Source organism: Actinomyces ruminis (genome assembly GCF_002154335.2).
Classification (GTDB): Bacteria; Actinomycetota; Actinomycetes; order Actinomycetales; family Actinomycetaceae; genus Actinomyces; species Actinomyces ruminis.
This window is the reverse complement of record NZ_MTPX02000079.1, coordinates 1-8,927: the sequence shown is the minus strand read 5'-3', so window position 1 is coordinate 8,927 and position 8,927 is coordinate 1. Positions and strand designations below refer to the sequence as shown.

Sequence of the window (8,927 nt, the reverse complement as noted above, 5' to 3'; positions counted from 1 at the left end):
AGCCGGCCTTCACCGCCCCGGCACCCGGCACGGCGCCCGCCCCGGCCGCCGAAGCCACAGACGCGCCGGCCGGCCCCCGGCATCACAACCCCTAACCCCGCAGAACCGAAGGACGAACCCGTGACCACCCGCGCCGACGCCGGAGACGACCTGCTACGCATCCTCGATGAGCTGGATGAACTCGTCTCCACCGCCCGCTCCCTGCCCATGAGCTCCTCCGCGATTGTGAGCCGGCAGGAGGCGCTCGACCTGATCGACCGCGCCCGCCAGGCCGTGCCCACCGCGGTGCACCGGGCCGAGGAGATCGTCGCCGACGCCGACGCCGTTCTCGCCCAGGGCCGCGAGGAGTCCCGGCGCATCCTCAACCACGCCCAGGAGGAGGCCGAGCGGCTGGTCGCCGGGGAGAACATCGTGCGCATGGCCAACGATCGCGCCGACGCCATCATCTCCACCGCCGAGGAGCGCGCCGCACGGCTGCGCCACGGCGCCGACGACTACTCGGACCGCTCCCTGGCCGCCCTGCAGACCGAGATCGACAAGCTCGCCGAGCAGGTGCAGGCCGGCCGCGACGCGCTGGCCGCCCGCCTGGAGACCGCTGCCGCCGACGCCGCCGACGCCGAGCGGGAGCAGCAGGAGGCCAACCGCCACTTCGCCGGCTGGTCCGTGGACCCGGCCGCCGCCCGCAACTGGTCCAAGGGCGGCCGGTAGGACCGGCGGCCGCGCGCTCGGTCAGGACGGCGCACGGCCGGGTGTTCCGGTCGACAGCGCCGCCGCTAGGCTGGAGCGCCCGCCCGCGAGTAGATTCGCCTGCGCCGCCTTCGGCGTGCGGCCCTGCGACTTCAGACCATCCAGGAGGAATGCCATGGCCCCGACGGCCGGACTCGTCGTCGACATCATCGACCTGCCCCAGCAGGTCGGGTCGCTCAAAAACATCCATCTGGAGACCCCCGCCCCCGCCGACCTCGGCGCCGAGATGATCGGCGCCCGCGAGGGCAGCCCACTGGTGGTGGATGCGGAGCTGACCAGCCTGGACAACGGCGTGCTGGTGCGCGGCCGTGCCGACGTCCACCTGGCGGGCCAGTGCGTGCGCTGCCTGCGCGACCTCGAGGAGGACACCACCGTCTCCTTCGACGAGCTCTACTTCACCCCGGAGGCCGCCCGTGCCCAGGCCGCCGAGGGGGATGAAGAGGCCGACGAGTTGTTCATCCTCGGCGAGTCCACTCTGGACCTCGAACCCGCCCTGCGCGACGCCTCGTGCTCGCCCTGCCCTTCCAGCCGCTGTGCCGCGAGGATTGCGCGGGGCTGTGCCCGCATTGCGGCGAGCGCCTGGACGACCTGCCCGCCGACCACCACCACGAGCAGCTCGACCCGCGCTGGTCCGCCCTGGCCAGTCTGCTGGCCGACGGCGCGGACGCCGACACCGGTGCGGACGCCGCCGCCGGGACCGACGCCGAGGCCACCGGATCCACCGCCGACGGCGAGGGGGCGCAGCACTGATGAGCTCGCGGCGCAAGCAGAAGCGCGTCGACACCCCGGCGCGCGAGGATGTGGACACGCTCCTCTTCCGCTGGGGCGAACGCATCGACGCCGACCTGCTCGATCTGGCGCTGACCCACCGCTCCTGGGCGCACGAGCACGGCGGTCTGCCCACCAATGAGCGCCTGGAGTTCCTGGGCGACTCGGTGCTCGGCATTATCGTCACCGAGAATCTGTACCGCACTCACCCGGATCTGCCCGAGGGCCAGTTGGCCAAGATGCGCGCCGCCACCGTCTCCGAGCCGGCCCTGGCCGCCGTCGCCCGCGACCTCGGCCTGGGCGAGTTCATCAAGCTCGGCCGCGGCGAGGCCCTGTACGGCGGTCGCGACAAGGACTCCATCCTGTCCGACACCGTGGAGGCCCTCATCGGCGCCACCTATCTGACCACCGGGCTGGAGCCGGTGCGTGTGGTGGTGGAGCGCCTGGTGTCCCGGTTCCTCAACGACGCCTCCATGCGCGGGGCGGGGCTGGATTGGAAGACCAGCCTGCAGGAGCTCACCGCCGTGCACGGTCTGGGCAACCCCGGCTACGAGGTTGAGGGCACGGGTCCCGACCACCGCCGGGTGTTCACCGCCCGCGCCCGGGTGGACGGCCGCGTGTATGGAGAGGGCTCCGGCAGTTCCAAGAAGATCGCCGAGCATGCCGCGGCCGAGGCCGCCTACGCCGCCATCCTGGCCGAGCGCGGTGACGGGGGCCTGAGTCTGCCCGGGGTCAATGAGGCCCTGCGCGCCGATCTCGGCGCCGCCGTCGGCGCCGGCACCGACGCCGTCGGCGATTCCGCCGACGTCGCCGCGACGAGGGCCTGAGACCGTGCCGGAGCTGCCCGAGGTCGAGACGGTCCGCGCCGGCCTGGCTCGCCACTTGACCGGCCGCACGGTCGAGTGCGTTGAGATCTTCGATCCGCGCCCGCTGCGCCGGCAGGAGGGTGGTCCCGACGCTTCGTGCGGCAGCTGACGGGCCGCACCTTCACCGCGGCGGTGCGCCGCGGCAAATTCTTGTGGCTACCGCTCGACGACGGGGCCGCCCTGGTCGCCCACCTGGGCATGAGCGGGCAGTTGCTCGTGCACGGCACCGCCGTCGCGGCCGCCCGGGAACCCGGCGGGGACGCCGCCCGCGCCTTCCTTGGCGACCCCGATGCGCCCCGGGTGGACCTGACCGCCACGCGCGCCCCGCAGCCCGCAAGCGATCCCGACGTCCGCCCGCGCCACCTGCGCGTGCGCCTGCGCCTGCGACCCATCCCCGGTGACGCATCAACCGGCGCGGTGCTGGACCTGGTGGATCAGCGCATGTTCGGCGGCCTGCGCGTGGTCGCTATGGTGCCCACCGCGGACGGGGCTCCCGGCGGCGCGGGCAGCCCCGCGCCCCTGATCCCCGCCGACGTCACTCACATCGCCCGCGACCTGCTCGACCCGCACCTGGACCGCCCCGCCGCAGTCGCCAAGATGCGCCGCTCCAACCGGGCCGTCAAGACCCTGCTCATGGACCAGGGCATCGTCTCCGGCGTCGGCAACATCTACGCCGACGAGGGGCTGTGGGCCGCCCGCGTCCACGGCCTGCGCCCGGGCAAGACACTGGGCCCGCGGGTGACGGCGCGACTGCTTGACGCCACCGGCGAGGTCATGGAACGGGCACTGGCCGCGGGCGGCACCAGCTTCGACGCCCTGTACGTGGATGCCGACGGCGCCGCCGGTTTCTTCGCCCGCTCACTGGCCGTGTACGGGCGGGCCGGGCAGGAATGCCGACGCTGCGGCACGCTCCTGCGGGCCGAGACGATCGGGGGCCGCAGCCACGTGTTCTGCCCCCGCTGCCAGACTCGTCCGCGGCAGGCGCGCAGCTGAGGCCGCCGGCGCACCTGCTCCGCGTATGTCTCGTGCCAGCCGTGGGCATGGCGCCGCCCGCCGGGCAACTGTGACGTAGGTCCCGGTGCTGCTAGTCTCCGGTGTATGCAGAGTGCTCCCGCGGCCGAAACGGTCCGCGTCATGATCGTGGACGACCACGAGATCGTTCGCCGCGGCATTGCCGAGATTATCGAACGCGCCGACGGGCTCGATGTGGTCGCCGAGGCCGGCTCCAAGGCGGAGGCCATCCGTCGCGCCGAACTGATGCGCCCCGACGTGGTGCTCGTAGATCTGCAGCTGCCCGACGGCACCGGCATTGAGCTCATGCAGGCGCTGCGCGAGTCCGTGCCCGAAGCCCTGCCCATCGTGCTGACCTCATTCGACGACGACGAGGCACTGGCCGAGTCCTTGGACGCTGGGGCCCGCGCCTACCTGCTTAAGACCGTCCACGGCGCCGAGATCAGCGACGTGGTGCGTGCGGTCGCCTCCGGGCGGGTGCTGCTGGACGAGCGGACGGTGACGCGCCGTCGGGCCGATCACGACGACCCCACCGCCGACCTGACCAATGCCGAGCGCAAGGTACTCGAGCTCATCGGCGATGGCCTGTCCAACCGGGAGATCGGAGAGCGGCTCGGGGTGGCGGAGAAGACCGTCAAGAACCACATCACCTCGCTGCTGGCCAAGATGGGCCTGCAGCGGCGCACCCAGGTGGCCGCCTGGGTGGCCGGCCAGCGCGCCTCCGGCTGGCGGCGCTCCTGAGACGGGGACTGTCGCAGCAAGGCCGCGGCCTTGCGACATGCGTCTCTTTCCAGACTGTTCTCCTTCCTAACGTTCCGGTGACGGTTAGATTGCGGGAGTTGCGGGCAAGGCGCGTCTGAAGGGGAGCCGCACTGATGCAGGTTGACTACGAGGACCTGTCCCTCGCGGGGCCACGTTGTCCAGGCAGGGCACAGAGCACCTGTCCACCATGGAGCAGTTCATAGAGCAGTGGGCGCGGGTGGACTCCGCCGACTTGGGAACGCTCCTAAAAGCGCTCAAGCCGCTCAATGACGCGGTGGTGGAGCTGGGAAAGCTCACCGTGCGCCAGCTGGGCGAGGCCCACGAGTGGACGGGCAAGAAGCTAGACGCCACTCTGGACACCTACGTCGAGACCGACCGGCAGGTCTATGAAGAGGCCGCCCGCATTCTCCGGGAGCGCGGCCACACCGTCCTTCCCTTCACGGACCCGAGAATATATCTTCCCGGATTGGGCGCGGCGGCCCGGGCGGCAGGCCCCGACTACGGTGGGGGAAAGCCATCGGTCATTGAGCAGGTTTACGGTTCTGGTGAAGCCTTGCGAAGGTATGACGAGGACCAGTTCTATCGAGCCGAGAACCGTTACGCCCAGGCGAAGTCGGCCAACCGGGGGATTGAGGAGGCCCAGGACGCGAGTTCCTACCTCGTGCCGCCCGAGCTCCTACCTCTGAGATTGACAACATGCGCTGGAGCGCTGGCGTCCTGCTCGGCTCTGTGGACTGGGTGTTTGAACAGCTCTTCGGCTGGTCGCTGCTCAATGACCTGATCTATAAGCCGTTCGCCGGTGATTGGCGGGTCGTCGACGGCGCCTCGACCGCCTGGTCCTATGTGGACAAGGCGCTCGTTGCTATCGGCGAGAACGACTCTGCAGTGCTGCCCGCCCTCTCGGAGTGGACGGGGGATGGCTCCGAGGCCTGCAACGCCTTCATCACCGCCCTCAGTGGAGCCACGATCGCGCTCAGCTACGCGGCAGGTACGTGAGCGGGATCGTCGGCAAGGTGGCCACGGTGGCGAAGCTCGCTGCTTGGGCGGTAGGTGAAGCGCTGAAGACCATTAGCAACCTGCTGTGTAAGCTCGCTCTGAATGCCACCGTCCCGGTGGCCGGGTGGATCAAGGCAGGGGCTGATATTGCGCTGAGTCTCAACGAGATTCTCTCATGCGTACGAGCAATCAACCTCGTCCTAAATCTGATATACGAGGCGATAGCTGGGGTGGTGCAGGCCAAGGCCAAGATTGTTGAGGTCTCCTACACCGTAATCAACATTGGCGAGGCCGCTGTACGCGGGACGGGGGTGCGAGCATGAGTTATGGATTTGGTTCGGAGCCGCGGCACTGGCCCGGGCAGGCCGTTGACCTGGATGCGATCATCGGCAGGCTCCGTTCATTGGGAAGGGAACTGGAGCGCCAGCGGGAGACCGAACAGGAACGGTTCGACCAGCAGGAGGAGGAGCGTGCGCGGATGGCGCGCTCGGGCGAGTTGGGCGAGGACTGGCGCAGGATCCAGAGCCGGATTGATGCCGGCCAGACGACTGTCATGGACGTCCTCTCCGGTGCCGACCGCTCCCCGGAGGCCCGCCATCTGCGCGAACAGGCGGAACGCAACATGCGATCCCTACGCTCCCAGTGGCGCGAGCAACAGCGCTCAGGGAGAACCGATACACCCCTTGACCAGATGGATGAGATCCGTGACAGCCAAGGAAGATAAGGAGTACGAGTAATGAGCGACCTGGTGGTGAAGGATGGTGTGCTGGACTGGCTGTCCCAGGATCTTTCCCATGCGCAGGGGGAGTGGGAGTACTCCTGGAGCCAGCTCGATGGAGGCATGGGTGTGGCACAAGCCGAGTGGAGCGGCCAGGCTGCCAGTGCGGCGGACTCCACATATGGGTCGCTTTCCCGATCGGGGCAGGACCTGAGCTTGATGCTGATGGAGATCATCGCCGCCGTACGCTATGCCGATGATCTCTATGCGGCGGCGGAGCGGCAGGTTGCCAGTATGTGGTCGCTGTGAGGAGCCGCGGGAGTCATCGGTGGGCTCGCTGCCTGTGATACGGGGCGGCTACGCGGTCAACGGTTGGGGAGGAGTGGGCTGTGAGTTCGATCGGTACTAGGTATCCGGCTCGCCGGTTTGTTGTGGCACTGCCTGCTCGGGAGGCGGTGCGGGTGGTGGTTGATGTGCTGGGGCGGGAGGGCTTCTCCCTGGAGGCGTGGGATGCCGATCCCTTCCTGCGCGAGTACGGTCCCTGGACCGGGGCCGCGCTGCGGCGGGGGCATGCGGTCAAGCTCATTCTGCTTACCCCCGTCGTGTATATGGTTGCTCCACTGGCTCTGCTGGTCCCCTGGGTCCGGCGGAGTCTTGGCGTGGTGAAGATGGTGGCGATGGCACAAGATATCGGCCAGGGCAGGTCCGAGTTGCTGGTTGGAGCGTATGACATCGAAAGCGAGTGGATTAGTTCGGGGGCCGTGGCCGCTGCCAAGATGCTGATTGCGACAAGAGAGCGCATGGCGGATCTGGGCGTGCTGTTGGTGGCGGACCCGGAGCAAGTTGACAGGTATGAAGGTCTTCCTGACGACCACCCGTTCCAGATGCAGCAGTGGTGGCTTATCAGGAGGGCGGCGAAGAAGGCTGCCCGGTCGCGCCACTGAGCATGTAATCAGGCAGCCCGCTTCGGCTACCCCGATGGAGTGGCACCCGCCAGGTGAAGCAGGTACCCCGCCGCTCGCCGTCGGAGCGGGCGCGCGGGCCGATCACGAAGCTGCCGCCGTGGCGGCGGGCCCGCTCGGCCATGTTGGCCGTTCCCGAGCGGCGCGTCACCCGCGGGTCCACGCCCACGCCGTCGTCCCGGCACACCACCTCCACCACCGGCGCGCCCTGGAAGGGCTCGGCATCCCCGGAGGCGGCCCCGTCCTGGCCGGCCGGGGGCTGCGAGGCGAGCAGGCCCTCCACCTTCACGTCGACTGTCACCGAGGAGGCCCGGGCGTGGCGGGCCACATTCGACAGCCCCTCCCGCACCACGGCCACGATGTCATCGGCGATGTCCGGCTCGACCGCGGCGTCGATGATGCCGATCAGCTCATCCTCCCGGTCCCGTTCCGCCTGTGCCAGGCCGTGACCGTCGACGGTCAGGATCAGCGACGGCGCGAAACCGAGCGAGGTTCGGGCCAGCGAGGCCTCGCGCCGCAGCCGCTCCACCAGGCTGACGTCCTCGTCCCGGTCACGCAGCGAGCGCACAATCGAGCGGATCTGCCGCACCGAGTCGTCCACCGCCGCCAGGGAGGCGTCCAGCGCCTGACAGGCCACGGACATGTCGGTGCCGGAGGCGGCCTCCTCCTCACGCAGCCGGTCGCGGGCGGCGGACAGCTGCATCCCGGTGGCGAACAGCTGCTGGATCGCCAGGTCGTGCAGGTCGCGGCCAATGCGCGCCCGTTCGTCCAGGAGCGTGGCCATCTCCTCGGCGTGCTGGGCATCGGCCAGTTCGAAGGCCATGGTGCTTGCGCGGCGACCAGTTCGGCGATCTCCAGGTCCTGCTGGGTGAAGCGCTCCGCCCCCTGCTCGCGCAGCAGTAGCATCACGCCCACGCCGCGGCCGCGGTGAATCATGGGGGCGTACAGGGCCGGGCCGAACTGGGACAGCTCCTCAACCAGCAGGTCGGAGGCGCCCCAGGCGTCGGCCAGCGAGTCCTCGATCAGCCCGGTGCGGTGCGCCAGCGTCTTCAAGGCGCGACCCTCGGGCGGGAAGAAGGTGCCGATCAGCTCGTTGGCGTGTCCCCCGTCCGCAATCTCGCAGATCCAGGTGTCGCCCACGCTGGGCAGCACTAGGGCGGAGGTGTCCGCGTGGGCGACTTCGCGTACACGGTGGGCGATCAGGGTCAGCGCGTCGCCCTCGTCGGCCCCGGACAGCAGCATGGTGGTCAACTCCTGGGACACCGCCATCCACTGCTCGCGGTCACGGGCCTCCCGGTACAGGCGGGCGTTTTCCAGCGCCACGGCGGCGGCCTCCGCAAGCGTGAGCACGGCGGTGACGTCCGCATCGGTGAACCCACCGCGCTTGTCGCATAGGAACAGTCGCCCGTAGACCTGTCCGTGTACTCGCAGCGGGGCGGACAGGATCGAGCCGCAGCGCTGCCCGTCGCCGGCGGGCCTGTTGCGGACGACGACCCCGCAGTCCTCCGGTCCGGCCTCCGGTGCCCCGGCGATCATGGTGACCAACTCGTCGGTGGAGGCGGTGGCGGTGCCGGCGGTCAGCGCGGCGGCGCCGGGGGCGGCGATCGTCCCCCAGGTCGCCCCCGTCAGGGCGCAGGCGGAGTCGACCAGCCGGTTCAGGGCCTCGGGGACCTTCAGCGAGCTCGTCAGCCGCAGGGCGGCGCGGAACAGTCCGACGGTCTCGCCGCTCGGCGCGGCGGTGGCGCTGGTTCCGGGGCTGCCGGGGTAGGAAGGTGTATCAGACATGAGTCTCCTGCTCCTGTTCAAGGGACCAGCGGTATTCGGGGTCGACGACGGCCAGGTGCGCGTGGGTGCCGCGGCGGGTGACGGTGGCGGGGGTGAGGCGCAGGGAACCGCCGGCGCCGTCTGCGTCGGGTGAGTTGTCGGCGCCGCCCGGCAGGCCCAGGACGAGCACCTCGTCGGCGTCGGCCAGGGCGGACAGGCGGTGGGTTACCAGCAGCACTCCGCGGGCGGTGGCGGGGGCGCTCGCGGCGCCGGCGTGCAGCAGGTCCCCGACCAGGCGGTCGGCGGTGGCGGCGTCCAGGTGCTCGCCGGGCT

At 70.1% G+C, this 8,927-nt stretch carries 10 protein-coding genes and 4 pseudogenes; 11 read left to right on the top strand and 3 right to left on the bottom strand.

Translation table 11 applies throughout. The features are described 5' to 3' along the window. Positions 1-120 precede the first annotated feature (120 nt). Complete coding sequence (locus BW737_RS14480) at positions 121-708, top strand: ATP synthase subunit B family protein (RefSeq protein ID WP_086616031.1); 588 nt, start codon at positions 121-123, stop codon at positions 706-708. Positions 709-729: 21 nt separating this feature from the next. Here the strand turns inward: BW737_RS14480 and BW737_RS20135 are convergent, their stop codons facing one another. Next, a complete protein-coding gene (locus BW737_RS20135) occupies positions 730-1,116 on the bottom strand; it encodes a hypothetical protein (protein ID WP_420835767.1) in 387 nt (128 codons plus the stop codon). Here BW737_RS20135 and BW737_RS14475 point away from each other — a divergent pair. The 10 genes and pseudogenes from BW737_RS14475 to BW737_RS14430 all read left to right on the top strand — a co-directional run bounded on the left by BW737_RS14475 (position 1,004) and on the right by BW737_RS14430 (position 6,812). Continuing rightward, positions 1,004-1,497, top strand: a pseudogene (locus tag BW737_RS14475) (YceD family protein). The gene BW737_RS20135 and the pseudogene BW737_RS14475 overlap by 113 nt on opposite strands. Further along, complete coding sequence (rnc, locus tag BW737_RS14470; protein ID WP_086616032.1) at positions 1,497-2,342, top strand: ribonuclease III; 846 nt, start codon at positions 1,497-1,499, stop codon at positions 2,340-2,342. The pseudogene BW737_RS14475 and the gene rnc overlap by 1 nt, the downstream one beginning before the upstream one ends. A gap of 4 nt (positions 2,343-2,346) precedes the next feature. Further along, a pseudogene (gene mutM, locus BW737_RS14465) lies at positions 2,347-3,374 on the top strand (bifunctional DNA-formamidopyrimidine glycosylase/DNA-(apurinic or apyrimidinic site) lyase). A 105-nt stretch (positions 3,375-3,479) separates the two neighbouring features. Next, positions 3,480-4,133, top strand: a complete 654-nt coding sequence (locus tag BW737_RS14460) for a response regulator (protein WP_086616033.1) — start codon at positions 3,480-3,482, stop codon at positions 4,131-4,133. A 208-nt stretch (positions 4,134-4,341) separates the two neighbouring features. Then, positions 4,342-4,935: a hypothetical protein gene (locus tag BW737_RS14455; RefSeq protein WP_143233403.1), complete on the top strand. Its 594-nt coding sequence runs from the start codon at positions 4,342-4,344 to the stop codon at positions 4,933-4,935. Next, complete coding sequence (locus BW737_RS14450; protein WP_086616035.1) at positions 4,893-5,150, top strand: hypothetical protein; 258 nt, start codon at positions 4,893-4,895, stop codon at positions 5,148-5,150. The genes BW737_RS14455 and BW737_RS14450 overlap by 43 nt, the downstream gene beginning before the upstream one ends. Continuing rightward, complete coding sequence (locus tag BW737_RS14445) at positions 5,147-5,473, top strand: hypothetical protein (protein ID WP_086616036.1); 327 nt, start codon at positions 5,147-5,149, stop codon at positions 5,471-5,473. Before BW737_RS14450 ends, BW737_RS14445 begins: the two co-directional genes overlap by 4 nt. Then, entirely contained in the window at positions 5,470-5,874 is a 405-nt protein-coding gene (locus BW737_RS14440; RefSeq protein ID WP_086616037.1) for a hypothetical protein, read from the top strand. Before BW737_RS14445 ends, BW737_RS14440 begins: the two co-directional genes overlap by 4 nt. 12 nt (positions 5,875-5,886) lie before the next feature. Beyond that, positions 5,887-6,177: a WXG100 family type VII secretion target gene (locus tag BW737_RS14435; protein ID WP_086616038.1), complete on the top strand. Its 291-nt coding sequence runs from the start codon at positions 5,887-5,889 to the stop codon at positions 6,175-6,177. A gap of 122 nt (positions 6,178-6,299) precedes the next feature. Beyond that, positions 6,300-6,812, top strand: a complete 513-nt coding sequence (locus BW737_RS14430) for a hypothetical protein (protein ID WP_143233402.1) — start codon at positions 6,300-6,302, stop codon at positions 6,810-6,812. On the opposite strand, the pseudogene BW737_RS14425 reads toward BW737_RS14430, so the two are convergent. Together BW737_RS14425 and BW737_RS14420 are read right to left on the bottom strand one after the other, a co-directional pair. Continuing rightward, positions 6,772-8,615 (bottom strand): annotated as a pseudogene (locus BW737_RS14425) (GAF domain-containing sensor histidine kinase). The gene BW737_RS14430 and the pseudogene BW737_RS14425 overlap by 41 nt on opposite strands. Next, positions 8,608-8,927: pseudogene (locus BW737_RS14420) on the bottom strand (hypothetical protein); the annotation flags it as partial. The pseudogenes BW737_RS14420 and BW737_RS14425, both read right to left, overlap by 8 nt.